The 16,336-nt window shown below is 74.4% G+C and carries 13 protein-coding genes; 8 read left to right on the top strand and 5 right to left on the bottom strand.

The genetic code is table 11. From position 1 onward, the window contains the following. The first annotated feature begins 91 nt into the window (after positions 1-91). Positions 92-3,703, top strand: coding sequence for a S8 family serine peptidase (locus HB370_RS13825; protein ID WP_030777007.1), 3,612 nt, complete (start codon positions 92-94; stop codon positions 3,701-3,703). On the opposite strand, the gene HB370_RS13820 is transcribed toward HB370_RS13825, so the two are convergent. Then, positions 3,696-5,057 carry a carboxyl transferase domain-containing protein gene (locus HB370_RS13820; RefSeq protein WP_030777004.1) on the bottom strand — a complete coding sequence of 454 codons (1,362 nt, stop codon included), beginning with the start codon at positions 5,055-5,057 and terminating at the stop codon, positions 3,696-3,698. The two genes, HB370_RS13825 and HB370_RS13820, sit on opposite strands and share 8 nt — an antisense overlap. Then, entirely contained in the window at positions 5,050-6,495 is a 1,446-nt protein-coding gene (locus HB370_RS13815; RefSeq protein WP_030777001.1) for an acyl-CoA synthetase, read from the bottom strand. Before HB370_RS13815 ends, HB370_RS13820 begins: the two co-directional genes overlap by 8 nt. A gap of 141 nt (positions 6,496-6,636) precedes the next feature. Between HB370_RS13815 and HB370_RS13810 the strand changes: the two genes are divergently transcribed. Both HB370_RS13810 and HB370_RS13805 read left to right on the top strand, forming a co-directional pair. Then, on the top strand, positions 6,637-7,512 hold the full coding sequence (locus HB370_RS13810) for a hypothetical protein (protein WP_030776999.1): 876 nt from the start codon (positions 6,637-6,639) through the stop codon (positions 7,510-7,512). A gap of 102 nt (positions 7,513-7,614) precedes the next feature. Then, positions 7,615-8,445: an oxidoreductase gene (locus HB370_RS13805; protein WP_030776996.1), complete on the top strand. Its 831-nt coding sequence runs from the start codon at positions 7,615-7,617 to the stop codon at positions 8,443-8,445. A 160-nt stretch (positions 8,446-8,605) separates the two neighbouring features. On the opposite strand, the gene HB370_RS13800 is transcribed toward HB370_RS13805, so the two are convergent. After that, complete coding sequence (locus tag HB370_RS13800) at positions 8,606-9,163, bottom strand: hypothetical protein (RefSeq protein WP_244405515.1); 558 nt, start codon at positions 9,161-9,163, stop codon at positions 8,606-8,608. A 154-nt stretch (positions 9,164-9,317) separates the two neighbouring features. On the opposite strand from HB370_RS13800, the gene HB370_RS13795 reads away from it, so the two are divergent. Both HB370_RS13795 and HB370_RS13790 read left to right on the top strand, forming a co-directional pair. Further along, a complete protein-coding gene (locus HB370_RS13795; RefSeq protein ID WP_030776990.1) occupies positions 9,318-10,091 on the top strand; it encodes an IclR family transcriptional regulator in 774 nt (257 codons plus the stop codon). After that, positions 10,088-10,933, top strand: a complete 846-nt coding sequence (locus tag HB370_RS13790) for an SMP-30/gluconolactonase/LRE family protein (protein ID WP_030776988.1) — start codon at positions 10,088-10,090, stop codon at positions 10,931-10,933. The genes HB370_RS13795 and HB370_RS13790 overlap by 4 nt, the downstream gene beginning before the upstream one ends. A gap of 10 nt (positions 10,934-10,943) precedes the next feature. Here the strand turns inward: HB370_RS13790 and HB370_RS13785 are convergent, their stop codons facing one another. After that, positions 10,944-12,266, bottom strand: coding sequence for an MAB_1171c family putative transporter (locus HB370_RS13785; protein ID WP_244405513.1), 1,323 nt, complete (start codon positions 12,264-12,266; stop codon positions 10,944-10,946). Next, positions 12,263-12,925 (bottom strand): toxin-antitoxin system, toxin component family protein, encoded by a 663-nt coding sequence (locus HB370_RS13780; protein ID WP_051815320.1) that lies wholly within the window; start codon positions 12,923-12,925, stop codon positions 12,263-12,265. Before HB370_RS13780 ends, HB370_RS13785 begins: the two co-directional genes overlap by 4 nt. Before the next feature lie 209 nt (positions 12,926-13,134). Between HB370_RS13780 and HB370_RS13775 the strand changes: the two genes are divergently transcribed. Genes HB370_RS13775 through HB370_RS13765 form a run of 3 tightly spaced genes read left to right on the top strand, consistent with a single transcriptional unit; the run spans position 13,135 to position 16,267 of the window. Beyond that, positions 13,135-14,493, top strand: a complete 1,359-nt coding sequence (locus tag HB370_RS13775; protein ID WP_030776970.1) for an extracellular solute-binding protein — start codon at positions 13,135-13,137, stop codon at positions 14,491-14,493. Further along, positions 14,490-15,431: a sugar ABC transporter permease gene (locus HB370_RS13770; protein ID WP_030776964.1), complete on the top strand. Its 942-nt coding sequence runs from the start codon at positions 14,490-14,492 to the stop codon at positions 15,429-15,431. The genes HB370_RS13775 and HB370_RS13770 overlap by 4 nt, the downstream gene beginning before the upstream one ends. Then, positions 15,428-16,267 (top strand): carbohydrate ABC transporter permease, encoded by an 840-nt coding sequence (locus HB370_RS13765; protein WP_030776961.1) that lies wholly within the window; start codon positions 15,428-15,430, stop codon positions 16,265-16,267. The genes HB370_RS13770 and HB370_RS13765 overlap by 4 nt, the downstream gene beginning before the upstream one ends. The last annotated feature ends 69 nt before the right edge of the window (positions 16,268-16,336 follow it).

Genomic DNA, 16,336 nt, shown 5'->3' with positions numbered 1-16,336 from the left:
CCGTCAGCGGTGGCCGGCTCCCGTGCCGGCGCGCTCACCTCACACTCGTCCCAGCACATGTCACGCGCGACCCGTACGAGATGAGGCGTGGATGAGCACAGGACCCGTCAGACCCGGCACGGCACTCCTGGCGGCGGCGCTGGTGAGCGCCCTGCTCCCGGCCGGCCCCGCGGCCGCCCGGGCGGCCCCCGCCGCCGCACCCGCCCGGGGCGCCGCCGCCCCCGCGACCGTCACCCTGGTCACCGGCGACCGGGTGACCGTCACCGACCTCGGACACGGCCGGCAGACCGTCACCGTACGGCGGCCCCAGGGCGCCACCGGCGCCGTCCGCACCCGGCGGGCCGACGGGCACCTGACCGTCGTACCGGACGAGGCGCTGCCGTTTCTGCGGGCCGGCACCCTGGACCGGCGGCTGTTCGACGTCACCGGGCTGATCCGGCAGGGGCTCACCGACGCCCGGGCGGACGCGCTGCCGCTGATCGTGACCTACGGCAAGGGCGCCCGGGCCGCCACCCCGGCCGGGGCGAAGCGGACCCGGGAGCTGCCCAGCCTGCGCGCGGCCGCGCTGGCCGCGGGCAGGGACCGTACCTTCTGGCGGTCGTTCACCCGGGGCGCGGGCATCGGCAAGGTGTGGCTGGACGGGCGGGTGACGGCCGAACTCGCCGACAGCAACGCCCAGATCGGCACGGCGGCGGCCTGGGACGCGGGGCTGACCGGCAAGGGTGTCACCGTCGCCGTCCTGGACACCGGCGCCGACCTCGGCCATCCGGACCTGGCCGGCCGGGTGAGCACCAGCCGGAGCTTCGTCGAGGGGGAGGAGGCCGCCGACCGCAACGGGCACGGCACCCATGTCACCTCCACCGTCGGCGGCAGCGGCGCCGCCTCCGACGGCGCGGAGAAGGGGGTCGCGCCGGGCGCCATCCTCGCCGTCGGCAAGGTGCTGAGCGACCAGGGCTCCGGCAGCGAGTCCCAGATCATCGCCGGGATGGAGTGGGCGGCCCGGGACGTGCGGGCCCGTATCGTCTCCATGAGCCTGGGGTCCCCGGAGCCGAGCGACGGCACCGACCCGATGGCCCAGGCGGTGAACACCCTGACGAAGGAGACCGGCGCCCTGTTCGTGGTCGCCGCGGGCAACACCGGCGCGCCCTCCGCCATCGGCTCGCCCGGCGCCGCCGACGCCGCGCTGACCGTGGGCGCGGTCGACTCCGCCGACCGGCCCGCCTACTTCACCTCCGCCGGACCCCGCCTCGGCGACAACGCCCTCAAACCGGACCTGGCCGCACCCGGCGTCGACATCCTCGCCGCCCGCTCCCGGCTCGCCCCCGGCACCGGCGACTACACCTCCCTGAGCGGCACGTCGATGGCGACCCCGCAGGTCGCCGGGGTGGCCGCGCTGCTCGCGGAGCGGCACCCCGACTGGAGCGGCGCCCAGCTGAAGGACGCGCTGCTGTCCACCTCCCGGCAACTCGGCACCTCCGCCTACGTCCTGGGCGCGGGCCGGGTCAGCGTCCCGGACGCGGTACGGGCGGACCTCACCGCGACCGGCAGCGCCGACCTGGGCTTCCACCGCTGGCCCTACGACACCGACCGGCCCGTCACCCGGACCCTCACCTACCGCAACACCTCCGACGCCGAGATGCGGCTGAGACTGTCCGTGACGGGCGCCCCCGACGGCGTCGTCACCCTCGCCCGGGACACCCTCACCGTGCCCGCCCACTCCACCGCGTCCACCACCGTCACCGGCGACGCCACCCGGGCGCCCGTCGGCGAGACCAGCGGGCAGGTCGTGGCCGCCGCCGAGGACGGCACAGCCCTCGCGCACACCGCGTTCGGCCTGGTCAAGGAGGAGGAGCGGTACACGCTCACCGTCCACGTCAAGGACCGCGACGGCGCCCCCGTGCCCGCCGACCTCACCGTGCAACGGCTCGCCGGGGGCGAGGACGCCAGGCCCGTCCACGTCGGCGACTCCGGCACCCTCCGGCTGCGCCTGAAGCCGGGCACCTACACCCTCGCCACCTTCCTCGACGTACGCGGGAGCCACGGCGCCGACTCCCTCGGCCTAGGCTTCCTCGCGGCCCCGGAGATCCGCCTGGACCACGACCAGGACGTCACCCTGGACGGCCGGACGCTGCGCGAGGTCGGGGCCGCCGTGGACCGGCGCACGGAGACCCGCCAGCTGCTGATGGAGTACGACCGGCAGGCAGGCGGCGCCGACCTGTTCGAAGCGGTCCAGGTTCCCCTCGCCTACGACAGCGTCTTCGCCGCGCCCACCCCGAAGGTCACCCAGGGCACCTTCGAGTACCGCACCGTGTGGCGGCTCGCCAAGCCCCGGCTGGAGGTGAAGGGCGTCGGCGAGGCCACCGTCCAGCCCGGCGGCACCCTCGCCGAGGGCCGCACCCGGCTGCCGCTGGCCGACGTCGGCGACGGCCCCCTGACCGGCGTGTCCGGCAAGGCCGTCCTCGCCCGCCTCGCCCCCGGCGCCGACCCGGCCGCGCTCGCCCGGGCCGCCCAGGACGCGGGCGCCGAGGCCCTGTTCGTCACGGACGACACACCCGGCCGGCTGATGGCCTGGTGGGGCACGGACGACAACGCCGACCGGCCGCTGACGATCGCCACCCTGAACCGCGCCGACGCCGCCCGGCTGCGCGCCGCGGGCCGGGTCGACATGACCGGCACGGCCGACTCGCCGTACGTCTACGACCTGTCCGAGGGCCACCCGGGCGCCATCCCCGACCGCGACCTCACGTACACACCTCGACTCGCGGCCGTGCACGTGAGGTTCCACGCGGCCGGATCGACCGCCGGCGGCGAGTTCCGCTACTCCCTCACCGGCACCTTCCCCGTCGGCATCGGCTTCCAGGAGCGCGTCTCGCTGCCCGCCGAGCGCACCGACTACGTGTCCACCGGCCCCGGCCAGCTGTGGCACGAGTCGGTCACCGTCCGCGACGGCGCGCTGGAGGAGCGCGGCGGGCTGGTCCGCTACACCGGCGGCACCCGGCCGGAGCTGGACTGGTTCCGCCCGGTGTGGCACCCCTGGCTGGGCACCGGACTCGGCTGGGGACAGCAACGCGCCGGTGACCGGCTCCAGTTCAACACACCCGGCTGGGGCGACTCCGGGCCCGACCACACCGGCTTCGGCGACGTGTGGAGCGACGACAGCGGACTGCGCCAGACCACCGCCGTCTACCTGGACGGCACCCTCGTGGACGAGAGCACGAGTTCCGCCGTCTACGTCTCCGGCGCGCCCGCCGACGAGCACACCTACAAGGTCGTCACCGACACCGCCCTGGACGCCGCCCGGTGGCCCGTCGCCACCCGCGGCCACACCGAGTGGACCTTCCGGTCGGCGGCCGGCCCGGCGGACCGCTGGACGTATCTGCCGCTGGTCAACCTCGCCTTCGACCTCGGCACCGACCTGGCCGGCCGGGTGCCCGCGGGCCGGCGCGTGCCGGTCGGGATCGCCGCCGAGTACGTGGCGGGCGCGACCGGCACCGGCAGGCTCGGCGGCGGCCGGCTGGAGGTGTCGTACGACGACGGCGCCACCTGGCGCACGGTCCCGCTGACCGCCGGCGGGGGCGCCTCCTGGCACGGCACGCTCACCGTGCCGCGCGGCACCGCCCACCTCTCCCTGCGCGCCTTCGCCCACGACGACCGGGGCGGCTCGGTCACCCAGGAGATCATCCGGGCGGCGGCCGTCAAGTAGCGGGAAAACGGGGGTGGTCCGCGGGTTCCACGATGCCGCGGACCACCCCCAGCTCCACCAGGTCCTGCGGTCGGACGCGCAACTGGCCGGCGGTCGCCTCCACCTGCTCCGGCGGGCGCTTGAGGATGGCCGCCGCGAGCTCGGGCGCGATCACCGAGAAGTAACTGTCCGGGGTGGCCCAGGTGTTGCCCGGCGCGGCCAGTGCCAGCGCCCCGCCGGAGCCGCCTTCGCCGATCACGAGGGTGGCCATGGGCACCCGGGCGTCGGCCACCGCCTGGAACACCTCGGCGATCGCGGCCCCGGCCCCCTGCCGTTCGGCGTCCGCGCCGCTCGCGGCACCCGGGGTGTCCACCAGCGTCAGCACCGGGACGCCGAGCCGGTCCGCGAGCCGGATCAGCCGTGCGGCGGTGCGGTACCCGGCGGGCCGGGTCGCCGTCCCGGTCTGCGCGGCGAACGCCACACCGCGGCCGTCCCGTTCGCCGAACCCGCACAGCATCCCGTCGGGGTCCGTGCCGCCGCACCGGTCGCCGCTGATCAGCACCCGGCGGTCGAAGAGGCCGTCCAGATAGGCGGCCGCGCGTGGCCGCCGCGGGTCCCGGGCGTTCGCGACGGCCTCCCATCCGGTGGCGGGCAGCCCGGCCGCGCCCAGGGCCGGTGGCACGGGTGCCTCGGCGGCCGGGGCCGTCAGCAGCCGCAGCCAGGTGCCGAGCACCTCCTTCAGCCGGTCCGGTGCCACCACCGCGTCCGCCGAGCCCGCCGCCACCTGCGCCTCGGCCGTGTACGCGGCCGGGTCGGCGTCCGGCGGGCGGACCCGGGAGCCGGCGAAGCCCACCTGGGCGCCGGGCAGGGCCAGCACCACGTCCGCGCCCGCGCCGAGCGTGGCCCAGCCGCCGCCGGTCGTCGGGTCCCGGACCACCGCGATCTGCGGCAGCCCGGCCCGCCGGGTCAGCGCGGACGCGCGGGCCACCCGCTGGAGCTGGGTGAGCGCGAGCATGCCCTCCTGCATACGGCTGCCGCCGGTCGCGATCAGCGGCACCACCGGCAGCCGGTGCGCGCGGGCGTGGGCGTGGGCCGCCACCAGCCGGTCCCCGGTGCGTTCGCCCAGCGAGCCGCCGAGGAAGCCGAACTCGAAGGCGATCAGCACGGCGTCGGTGCCCGCGACGCGCGCGGTGCCGCAGACGACCGACTCGGCCTCGCCGGTGCGCTCGGCGGCACGGGCCCGCGAGGCGTCGTAGCCCTGCCAGCCCAGCGGGCCGTCCGGTGCCGACTCCCCGGCGGGCGCGGGGAGTTCACGGAAGCTGCCGGGGTCGGCCAGCAGCGCCAGCACCTCCCGCGCCGAGCGCCGCTCAGACATCGGCCAGGGCCCGCTTCATGATCTTGCCCATGTCGTTGCGGGGCAGCGCGTCCAGGTAGCGGACGACACGGGGGCGCTTGTGCGGGGCCAGCCGCCGGGCCACGTGGTCCGCCAACTCCTCGGCACCGGGCGGTGACTCCGGGTCCGCCGGGACGATCCAGGCCACGATCCGCTCGCCCAGGTCGGCGTCCGGCTCCCCGGTGACCGCCGCCTCCCGCACCCCCGGATGCTCCAGCAGCGCGTTCTCGATCTCCCCGGCGCCGATCTTGTAACCGCCGCTCTTGATCAGGTCGGTGGCCTTGCGCCCGACGATGCGGACGTACCCGTCGCTCTCCCGTACGGCCATGTCCCCGGTGCGGAAGAAGCCGTCGGCGGTGAACGCGGCGGCGGTGGCGTCGGGCCGGTTCAGATACTCGGTGAACAGGTTCGGGCCGCGCACCTGGATCTCGCCGACGCTCTCCCCGTCCCAGTCGGTCAGCTCCGTGCCGTCCTCCTCCACCAGCCGCAGCTCCACGCCCGGCAGCGGCACCCCGACCGTGCCGGCCCGCGCCTCGCCGTCGGCCCGCACGCTGGTGTTCATCAGCGTCTCGGTCATGCCGTACCGCTCGATCACCCGCCGGCCGGTGGCCGCCGCGATCCGCTCGTGGTCGTGCACGGGCAGCGCGGCCGAGCCCGAGACCAGCAGCCGGGCCCGCGCCAGCGCCCCGGCCAGCTCCGGATCGCCGGGCAGGGCCTCGGCGAGACGGTGGTACATCGTCGGCACCCCGAACAGCATGGTCGCGCCGTCGTTCAGCTCCCGGGCCACGCCCTCCGGGGAGAACCGGCCCAGGTGCCGTACCTCGCCGCCGCGCCGCAGCGGGCCCAGGACGCCCAGCACCAGCCCGTGCACATGGAACAGCGGCAGGCCGTGCACCAGCACGTCGTCCCCGGTCCACTGCCAGGCGTCGGCGAGCGCGTCCAGGGTGGTGGCGAGGGCCCGGCGGGGCAGCACCGCGCCCTTGGGCGGGCCGGTGGTGCCGGAGGTGTAGACGATCAGCGCCGGATCGCCGTCCGCCGCCCGCTCCCCGGGCAGCGGGCCGGTGGCGGAGGCGTCCACGTCGATCCGGGGCAGCTCGTCCACCACCGGCGGCAGTGCGGCGCCGGGCGGGGCGAGGACCAGGGCCGGCGCGCTGTCGGTGAGGATGTGCGCGAGTTCCTTCTCACCCGACTTCGGGTTGAGCGGCACCGCGGCCGCCCCGGCGAGCAGCGTGCCGGTCACCGCGACGGCGGTCTCCAGCTCCGGCACGGCCCACACCGCGACCCGGCCCGCCCCCTGAAGCCGGGCGGCGAGGGCACCCGCGGCGCCCGCGAGCGAGCCGTACGTCAGGGTCCGGGGCCCGAACCGCAGGGCGACGCCCTCGCGGGAACCGTCCGCCAGGGCGGGGAAGAGAGAGGACACGCGGCGCACTCCTTACTGCCGGCGACGGCCGGCTGCCGGGGACGACAGCACCCTTCCTACACCAGCGGAACGCCTCGTGGCGGGCCTTGTTAGCCTCGCCACCGCACCCCATCGAACCCGCGTACGACAGGGAGTCCCGCCGTGCCCCGTATCGCCCTCGCCACCTACGACCCCGGCCCCGGACCCAGCAAGGACACCGATCTGCCGGTACTGGTACGGGCGCTGAGGGACGCCGGCGCCGACGCGGAGGCCCGGCACTGGGACGACCCGGCGGCCGACTGGGCCGGATACGACCTCGTGGTCATCCGCTCCACCTGGGACTACAGCTGGCGGGCCGCCGAGTTCACCGCCTGGGTGGAGCGCACCGCGGCCCTGACCCGGCTGGCCAACCCGGCCCCCGTCGTGCGCTGGAACACCGACAAGCGCTACCTCGGCGAGCTGGCGGCGGCCGGGGTGCCCACCGTCCCCACCCGCTACACAGCCCCCGGCGAAGCGGCCGCCCTGCCCACCGGCCACGAGTTCGTCGTCAAGCCGACCTCGGGTGCGGGCGCCCGGTTCGCCGCCCGCTACACCCCCGCCGAGCACGACACCGCGCTGCGGCAGCTCGCCCGGATGCACGCCGAGGGCTTCACCGCGATGGTGCAGCCGTACATGCCGGGCATCGACGTACGCGGGGAGCGGGCCCTGCAGTTCTTCGGCGGACGGCTGCTGCACGCCAGCCGCAAGGGCGCCGTGCTGTCCCCCGGCACCCCCTACGACGCCGACAAGGTCGCCCACCCCGGCCTGGAGCGCTGGCAGCCCACGCCCGCCGAACTCGCCGTGGCGGAGAGGGCGCTGGCCGCCGTCCCGGGCGCGCCCGAGCTGCTGTACGCGCGCGTGGACCTGGTCGACGGCGACGACGGCGAACCCCGCCTGATGGAACTGGAGCTGGTCGAACCCAACCTGTTCCTGGGGCTGCACCCGGAGTCCCTGCCCCGCGTGGCGGAGACGATCCTCCGGGCGGCCCGGGAGGGCTGAACTCCGTCCGGTTGATGGACGGTTGGCCGCCGAGGCTGGACGCGAAAGGGTCCCGTACCGCAGGCTGTGCCCGTCAAGATCACTTATCGATGGGGGAGTTGCATGTCCAAGGTATGGCTGGTGACCGGGGCCGGCAGCGGATTCGGCCGGGCGATCACCGAGGCCGCCGTCGCCGCCGGTGACCTGGTGGTCGGCGCGGCCCGCCGCCCGGAGGCGCTTGAGGACCTGGTCGCCGCCCACCCGGGCAAGGTGGAGGCGCTGCGCCTCGACGTGACGGACGGCGCCGCGATCGAGGCGGCGGTCGCGGACGTCGTGGCCCGGCACGGCCGGATCGACGTGCTGGTCAACAACGCGGGCCGCACACACGTCGGCGCGGTCGAGGAGACCACGGAGCAGGAGCTGCGGGACCTGTTCGAGCTGCACGTCTTCGGTCCGACCGCCCTGGTGCGGGCGGTGCTGCCGCACATGCGCGAGCGGCGCTCGGGCGCGATCGTGCAGATGAGCAGCATGGGCGGGCAGATGTCCTTCGCGGGCTTCGGGGCGTACTCCGGCACCAAGTTCGCGCTGGAGGGCATCTCCGAGGCGCTCGCCGACGAGGTGGCGGACTTCGGCATCAAGGTGCTGATCGTGGAGCCGGGCGCGTTCCGGACCTCCCTGTTCGGCAACGGACGGGCCGGGGCCAGCCCCGACAGCGGGGTGTACCCCAAGGTCAGCGAGACCCGCGGGTTCATCTCCGGCACCGACGGCACCCAGCCCGGCGACCCCGCGAAGGCGGCGGCCGTCATCCTGGCAGCGCTGGAGGCCGAACGGACCCCGCTGCGGCTGCCGCTGGGCGACGACGGCGTGAGCGCGGTCCTGGGCCACCTCGACCAGGTCCGCGCCGAGGTCGTCGAGTGGGAGAAGCAGACCCGGGCGACCGGCTTCGACGCCTAGGTCACCCGCGAGGGCCGGCCGCCGGGACAACGCACCCCGGCGACCGGTCCCGGTGCCGCCTGGCGGGGGGGGCGGCCGTGCGTGAACCCGGCGACCGGCCCCCGGTACCGCCTGGCCGAGGGCGGCAGCCCGTGAACCCGGCGACCGGACTCCCTGCCGGCTAGCCGACGACGGCCGTCCGCTGGAGCAGCCCCCAGGTGAACTCGGCGACCAGCTCGTGCCGTACGCCGTCGCGGTCCGGGGCGGTGAGGGCCAGGGCCGACCGGGTGGGGGCCGTGCCCTGGAGCGGCCGGGCGGGGGCGAAGGCGCGGGCGGCCTCGTCCACCGTGCACGACCACGGCGTCAGGTCCTCCAGGGTGTGAAGGCGGGGGCCCGGCGCGTCCGGCGCCCGCACCAGCCACTCGTGCCACACCCCGCCGTCCGGCCCGACCAGCACCTCGAACCGCAGGTCCGGCCAGAGCGGCAGGGCCCACCGCCGGGCCTCGCAGTCCAGGTCGCCGATCCGGCGCGGCGCCACGGACCCGGGGGCGCCGAGAACGGCCCGGTACCGGGCGGCGGCGCCCCGGCCGCGCGGCGAGCGGACCATCGCCTGCCACCGCTTGTTGGCCTCCCGCATGTCGGCCGCCGACGCGCCGAGCCGCCGCCGCGCCTGATCCACGAGGTCCGGGTTGTGGTCGGCCATGCGGCGCAGCAGTACCAGCTGGAAGTCGAGTTCCATGAAGTCCATCGTGCCCGGTCCGGCCCCCGCCCATTGCCCGCGCAACCTTCCCTGACTAGCCTGTGTTCGTCATGCCGATCGCCTGTTGATATCTCGAACATCTCGACCCGGATATCGCGACGGGCGCCAACACCACCAAGGGAGGGGGCCGGACGTGGGACGCCTCGTGCCTGCCGTGACCCGGGCTCTCGACATTCTTGAGCTGTTCCTCGACGGGGACGGGACGCTCTCCGCCCCCGACATCGTGCGCAGGCTCCAGCTGCCGCGCACCACCGTGCACGAGCTGGTCACCACGCTCGCCGCACGGTCGTACATCGTGCCGGTACCCGGCCAGCCCGGACGGTACCGGCTCGGCGTGCGCCCGTACCAGCTCGGCAGCCGCTACGCCGAGCAGCTCGACCTCGCCGCCGAGGGCCAGCAGGTGGCCCGTTCGGTCGCCGAGACCTGTGACGAGACGGTGCACGTGGCCATCCTGGAGGGCACCGACGTCATCTACATCGCCAAGGTCGACTCCACCCACGCCGTCCGCATGGTCTCCGCCGCCGGCCGCCGGCTGCCCGCCCACTGCACCTCGGTCGGCAAGATGCTGCTGGCCTCGCTGCCCGGGCCGGAGCTGACCGCGCGGATCCCCGACGACGCCGAGCTGGCCGCGATGACGCCGAACAGCATCACCGAACCGGCCGCGCTGCGGGCGGCCCTGGCGGAGATCCGGGAGCGCGGGATCGCGGTGGAGAGCCGCGAGTCCAACCCCGACGTCTCCTGCGTCGCCGCGCCGGTCCGCGACCGCACCGGCCAGGTTGTCGCCGCGCTGTCCATCTCCGTCCCTATGATTCGCTGGAGCGACGAGCGCCGGGCCGAGCTGGAGCAGCTGGCCGCCAAGGGCGCGGCGGAACTGTCGGAGCGGCTGGGACACAGGAGCGCGGCATGACGGCGTACGAGGTGGCGGTGGCGGCGGAGGCGACGCTCGGCGAGGGCCCGACCTGGGACCCGGCGACCGGCAGGCTCCTCTGGCTGGACATCCTGGGCATGCGGCTGCACACCTACGACCCGGTGACCGGCCGCCGCACGGTCCGTACGACGCCCCAGCACGTCGGCGCCGCCAAGCCCCGCGCGGGCGGCGGCCTGGTGCTCAACCTGCGCGACGGCGTCGGCCTGCTGGACCCCGACGACACCTTCCGCTGGCTGCACCACGAGCCGGTACCGGGCCGCCGCGCGAACGACGCGGCGGTGGCCCCGGACGGCTCCCTGTGGGCGGGCACCATGCGCTACGACGAGGCGACCGGCGGCGGCACGCTGTCCCGGATCACCGGTGACGGCACCGCGCGGACGGTGCTGGACGACGTCACGGTCAGCAACGGCACCGGCTGGAGCCCCGACGGCCGCCTCATGTACTACGTCGACACCCCGACGCGCCGCGTGGACGTGTTCGACTACGACTCCGAGGGCATCCGCAACCGCCGCCCGCTGGCCGAGGTCGAGGAGGGCGCGGGCTACCCGGACGGCCTCGCGGTCGACGCCGACGGCTGCGTATGGGTGGCCCTGTGGGACGGCGGAGCGGTCCGCCGCTACACGCCCGACGGCACGCTGGACCGCGTCATCTCCCTGCCGACCCCCCGTACGACGGCCTGCGCGTTCGGCGGCCCCACCCTGACCGACCTCTACATCACCACGGCCCGCACGGGCCTGGACGCCCCGCACCCCCTGTCGGGCTCCCTCCTGGTGATCCCGAACGCGGGCAAGGGCCTGCCCCAGCCGGCGTTCGCGGGCTGAGGTTCACTTCTCAACTCCGTGAGCTACCGCGCCCCAAAGGGGCGCGGGGAACGGCGCGCTCAGCCACAAGGCACCGGCACCCGGCCGACGACAGCACACCCCCGTCTCTCCGCCGGACGTCACCCGCACCCGGCCGACCGCAGCAGACCCCCGCCACTCGAGCCCGCACCGCCTTGATGTCGGCAGACCTCCGCAGCGCGCGGGACACCGCGCCGATCTCGCGGAGCAGTTGTCCGGTGTCGGTCCCGGCGGCGGGCTCTGCGGGCCCCCGGACAGCGGCCCGGTGCTCGACCGCGTCGAGAACGCTCACCGCCGCGGCCAGCGCACGCGCCCGCTCGGGCGGATGGCCGAGCCCGAGCGCCGCGTCGTACGCGCGTCCGCACAGCCCGGTGTCGATGCGCCGGGCCAGTGGCAGCAGCACGTCCCGGATGAACGTCTCGCGCCGGGTGAGCCGCAGCTCGGGCGTGGCGCGCAGGACGAACGGCAGCCCCGCCCCGCTCACCGAGCGCAACAGCCGGTACAGCGGCCGTAGTTCGCAGTGCGCGAGCCGGATCCGCCACCGGTCGCGCAGATACTGTCCGGCGTGCGGCAGCACGAACCCGGCGGCCACGAGGATCGCGGCGACGGCGGCCACGGCCGGCGCCAGGTCGGTGCTCAGCCAGTCCGCGTTCCGCCCGGCCCAGCGCGCCCCGACGGCGGTCAGCTTGGCCGCGCTGTACACCAGGTCCAGCGCGTACCCGGCGCCCAGCAGCCTGAGGCCCCGGCGCAGCCAGGCGTCCAGGCCGGCGACGCGCCCCCAGGCCCGGATCAGCCGGGAGCTGACCAGGCAGGCCACGGCGTGCGCGAGGAGGTAGAGCAGGATGCCCTCGCGGATGAACGGCGTGGTCGCGTAGTAGGTGTCCAGGTCCCGCAGCCGCTCCACGGGGGTGTCGGCGAGCGGGAACAGCACCCACAGGGCGACGATCACGCCGGAGTACACCGAGAGCACCCAGCGCCGTGCGCGGCGGGTGCCGGCCGAGCGGCCACAGGGGCCGTTGCGCCAGGTGATGAGCAGCAGCAGGCCGTTGGCGCACAGCGCGGTGATCAGCGAGTAGCACCAGGGCGCCGAGATGTTGGGCACGCCGGTCAGCCGGTTGACCAGGGCGACGGTGGAGGGGGCGCTGAAGACGAACACCGCGCAGGCGAGCAGCAGCAGCGTGCCGACCGCGCGCAGCAGCGGGTCCCGCCACAGCCGGATGATCGTCGGCAGTTTGACCGCCAGGGCGGTGACGAGCACGGCCGCGGGGATCCAGAAGGAGACGGAGAACTCGCAGAGGAAGCCCGGCGGTCTCACCGCGCGGCTCCCCCCTTCCCGGACCGCCGGTCCGCCGCCGGTGCGGCGCGCCCTTCGGGGCCGCCCGCCCGTTCGCGTCCGCGATAGCCGAGGGAGCGCTGGAGGGGGTCGGGCGGGGCGGGCCGGGGCCCGGACAGGTGGCCGCGGAACAGGGTGGCCAGGCGGTGCCCGAAGTGGTCCGCCTCGGCCTCGTCGGTCTCCCGGGAGCCGTTGCGGGCGGCCACCGTCAGGGCCGCCTCCCGCCAGCCGGGGGCGTCGGCGAGGGCGCGGGCCGCGGCCGCCCCGGCCAGGTGGTGGTGGCGGTGGCCGGCGTGCAGATGCCACAGCTCGTGCCCCAGGATAACCAGTTGCTGCACGTCCTCCGCCCGCTCCTCCACGATGATCAGGTCGAAGTCGGCGAACTCGACCCACAGCCCGGTCACTTCGATCTCGTCCGGGAACCGCTCGAACCGCAGCTCGACCGGGCGTCCGGCGCGCAGCGCGGTCATCTCCTCGCACAGCGCGTGGCACAACTGCCGTATGTCCCGCGGTGTCTCGGGCCGGGCGCGGACGGCGGCGGCGAGGTCGCCGGCCAGGGTGCGCATCGCCGGACCGGTGCGGGGGCGGAGCAGCCGGGAGGCGAGTCCGGTCAGCCGCTGTCGCGCGCCCGCGATGCCCATCGGCCCCCCTTCGTACCGTCTCCGGCCCGGTCATGGCTGGTCCGAGGGTACGCGCACGGATGTGCCCGCGTCATGCGTTCCCCCCGGACATCGTTCAACTCGAAACAACTATGACCTTTGTCCAACCCATTGACGCGCACGCGCGGGGAATCTACGGTCCCGTTCGAAGTTACGGGCATCATTCGGGATATCGAACGTAGGGGCAAGGTATGGGACAACCTGGCCTGAACCGCAGGCACTTCCTCGGCGCCGCGGGCGGGTTGGTGACGGCCGCGAGCCTCGGTTTCGCCGCCCTCGGCAGCGGGGCCGACGCGCTGGCCGGCGGCGCCCGCACCCGGGTGCGCTACTGGAACCTCTTCCAGGGCGGTGACGGCGCCAACCAGGTCGCCATGGTGGACGCGTTCCGCAAGACGCACCCCGGCACCGCGGTCAAGGACTCCACCCTCACCTGGGGCGGCCCCTACTACACCAAGCTCGCCATGGCCGCCGCCGGCAACCGCGCCCCCGACCTCGCCGTCATGCACCAGGGCCGCGTCCCCGGCTTCGCCCCCGGCCGCCTCCTCGACCCCTGGGACACCGGCCTGCTGGCCGAGTACGGCGTGCGCGAGGCCGACTTCAACCCGGTGCTGTGGAAGCGCGGCGTCGTCGACGGCGAGCTGTACGCCCTGCCCCTCGACATCCACGTCCAGCTCTGCTTCTACCGCAAGGACGTGTGCCGCAGGGCCGGACTGCTGGACTCCGCCGGCCGGCTGCCCGCCGCCACCTCCCCCGACGACTGGTTCGCCGTCCTGAAGGAGGCCAGGAAACAGCTGAGGAAGGGCGTGCAGACCCTCGGCCTGCACGCCAACGACCAGAACTTCTGCTGGTGGTTCTTCGTCACCTTCTACCAGCAGCTCCGCGGCACCTACTTCGACGCCGACCGGTCGGACCTGACCTTCGACACCGACAAGGCCACCGAGGTCCTGGAGTTCTTCCGCAAGCACGTCACCGACGGCTACGTCACCCCGGGCGAGGCCGACGGCGAGGCGTTCCTCGCCGGCTCCCCCTTCACCTGGGAGGGCAACTGGTCGGTGCCCTACTTCAACAGCGAGAAGGTCGACTACGGCGCCCAGCCGCTCCCCCCGGTCTTCGGCACCCCGGCCACCCACGCCGAGTCCCACTCCTTCGTCCTGCCCCACCAGGCCGGCCGGGGCGGCGCCGCCGACGAGGGCGCCTACCGGCTCGCCGCCTACATGGTCACCCACGCCACCACCTGGGCCCTCGGCGGTCACATCCCCGCCCACCTGCCCACCTTCGAGGACCCGGGCTACCGGGAGCTGACCCCGCAGAACGAGTACTCCCGGCCCGCCATGGACCACCAGGCCAACGAGCCGCACATCTGGTTCGCGGGCTCCACCGGCATCCTCGCCCAGCGCCTCGGCCCGGTCATCGCCTCCTCCAACCTCGGCTCCACCGCACCCGACAAGGCGGCCCGCCGCATGAAGTCCCTGCTGGAGCAGCTGCTCGAGGCGAAGAACCCGATGACCGGGCGCACCGCCGCCCAGGAGCTGAAGGGAGCCGCCGCATGAGCAGTACGACACTGACCACGGCCGGCCGCACGGCCCGCCCCCGCGCCGCCGCCGGGTCCGCCCGGCTGCGCTGGTCCCGCCGCCTCCAGCACGGCGGCTGGTTCGTCGCCCCGTTCCTCGTCGTCTACGGGCTGTTCGTCATCCTGCCCGTCGTCCGCGGCCTCTACCTCAGCTTCACGGACGCCAACATCTCCGGCGACCACACCGGCTTCGTCGGCCTCGCCAACTACCGCGAGGCGCTGCGGGACCCGCTCGTATGGGACTCCCTGTGGCACAGCACGCAGTTCACGCTGTACGTCGTCCCGCTGATCGTCGTCGTGGCCCTGCTCATGGCCCTGATCGCCCACCACACCACGCACTTCAAATGGCTGTGGCGGCTGTGCTTCTTCGCGCCCTTCCTGCTGCCCTCGGCCGTCGTGGGCAACCTGTGGTGGTGGCTGTTCCAGCCCACCAACGGCATGGTCAACCACGTCCTCGGCCTGGACACCCCCTGGCTCACCCAGAAGTCCACGGCCATGCTCGCCGTCGTGGTCGCCACCCTGTGGTGGACGGTCGGCTTCTCCTTCCTGCTCTACCTGGCCGCCCTGCAGAACATCCCGCAGCACCTGTACGAGGCCGCCGAACTCGACGGCGCGAACGCCCTCCAGCGGATGCTGTACATCACCGTGCCCAACCTGCGTTCCATCACCGGCCTGGTCGTCGCCCTCCAGGTCCTCGCCTCCCTCCAGGTCTTCGACCAGGCCGTGGTCATGTACCAGTTCGGCCCCGGACCGGAGGAATCGACGCGCACCTTCGTCCAGTACACCCTCGAACAGGGCTTCACCACCTACCGCGTGGGCTACGCCTCCGCGATCTCCTTCGTCCTGTTCGTCATCATCGCGGCCGTGGCGCTCGCCCGGATGTGGCTGCTGAAGAGCCGCGAGGAGGCCACCCGATGACCACCCGCTCCGCCCGCCGCTGGCCGCCCGCCCAGATCGCGCTCACGGCCGTCGCCGCGACCCTCTCCCTGATCTGGCTCGCCCCGCTGGCCTGGGCCCTGTCCACCTCCCTGAAGACCCCGACGGAGTCCGTCACCTCGCCGCACTGGATACCCGAGCACATCACCCTGGACTCCTGGAAGGAGGTCCTGAAGGCGGGCGACATCCCCAACTGGTTCGTGAACTCCGTCGTCGTCTCCGTGTCCGTCACGGTGATCGTGCTGCTGGTCGCCTCCCTCGCCGGATACGGCTTCGCCCGCACCGAGTTCCGCGGCAAGGGCGCCCTGATGGGCCTGACCATGGCCGGCCTGATGTTCTCCCCGGCGATCCTCGGCGTCCCGCTGTTCACCACGGTCCAGTCGCTCGGCATGGTCGACACCTACTGGGGCATGATCCTGCCCCAGTGCGCCCCGGCCGCCATGGTCTACATCCTCTACAAGTTCTTCCAGGGCCTGCCCCGGGAACTGGAGGAGGCCGCGTTCATCGACGGCGCCGGCCGCTGGCGGATCTTCTTCACCATCGTGCTGCCCCTGTCCAAGCCCTCGCTGTCCGCGGTCGGGATCTTCACGTTCATCGCGTCCTGGAACAACTTCCTGTGGCCGTACATGGTGACCAACAACCCCGACCTGATGACCATGCCCAACGGCATCGCCACCGTGCAGAACGCCTTCGGCATCGTCTGGCCCCAGCTGATGGCCGGCGGCCTGATCGCCGGACTGCCGCTGATCATCGTCTTCGTCTTCTTCCAGAGCCAGATCGTGCGGGGCGTCGCCCACACCGGCCTGGCCGGCCAGTGACGCGAGGAGCCCCCGCGCCGAGACTCCGGTCCAAGGGGCCCGGGGGACGGCGCGATCGACCCGCCACGC

The sequence above is a fragment of the Streptomyces sp. DSM 40868 genome, assembly GCF_011820545.1.
GTDB lineage: Bacteria > Actinomycetota > Actinomycetes > Streptomycetales > Streptomycetaceae > Streptomyces > Streptomyces eurythermus.
Note: the sequence above shows the minus strand (reverse complement) of the source record. Positions and strands in the feature narration are given on the sequence as shown.

Coding starts and splice junctions, on each gene's coding strand:
- HB370_RS13805 (WP_030776996.1), top strand. CDS start 7,615: ATGTCCAAGGTATGGCTGGTGACCGGGGCCGGCAGCGGATTCGGCCGG.
- HB370_RS13790 (WP_030776988.1), top strand. CDS start 10,088: ATGACGGCGTACGAGGTGGCGGTGGCGGCGGAGGCGACGCTCGGCGAG.
- HB370_RS13780 (WP_051815320.1), bottom strand. CDS start 12,925: ATGGGCATCGCGGGCGCGCGACAGCGGCTGACCGGACTCGCCTCCCGG.
- HB370_RS13765 (WP_030776961.1), top strand. CDS start 15,428: ATGACCACCCGCTCCGCCCGCCGCTGGCCGCCCGCCCAGATCGCGCTC.
- HB370_RS13825 (WP_030777007.1), top strand. CDS start 92: ATGAGCACAGGACCCGTCAGACCCGGCACGGCACTCCTGGCGGCGGCG.
- HB370_RS13775 (WP_030776970.1), top strand. CDS start 13,135: ATGGGACAACCTGGCCTGAACCGCAGGCACTTCCTCGGCGCCGCGGGC.
- HB370_RS13800 (WP_244405515.1), bottom strand. CDS start 9,163: ATGGAACTCGACTTCCAGCTGGTACTGCTGCGCCGCATGGCCGACCAC.
- HB370_RS13820 (WP_030777004.1), bottom strand. CDS start 5,057: ATGTCTGAGCGGCGCTCGGCGCGGGAGGTGCTGGCGCTGCTGGCCGAC.
- HB370_RS13770 (WP_030776964.1), top strand. CDS start 14,490: ATGAGCAGTACGACACTGACCACGGCCGGCCGCACGGCCCGCCCCCGC.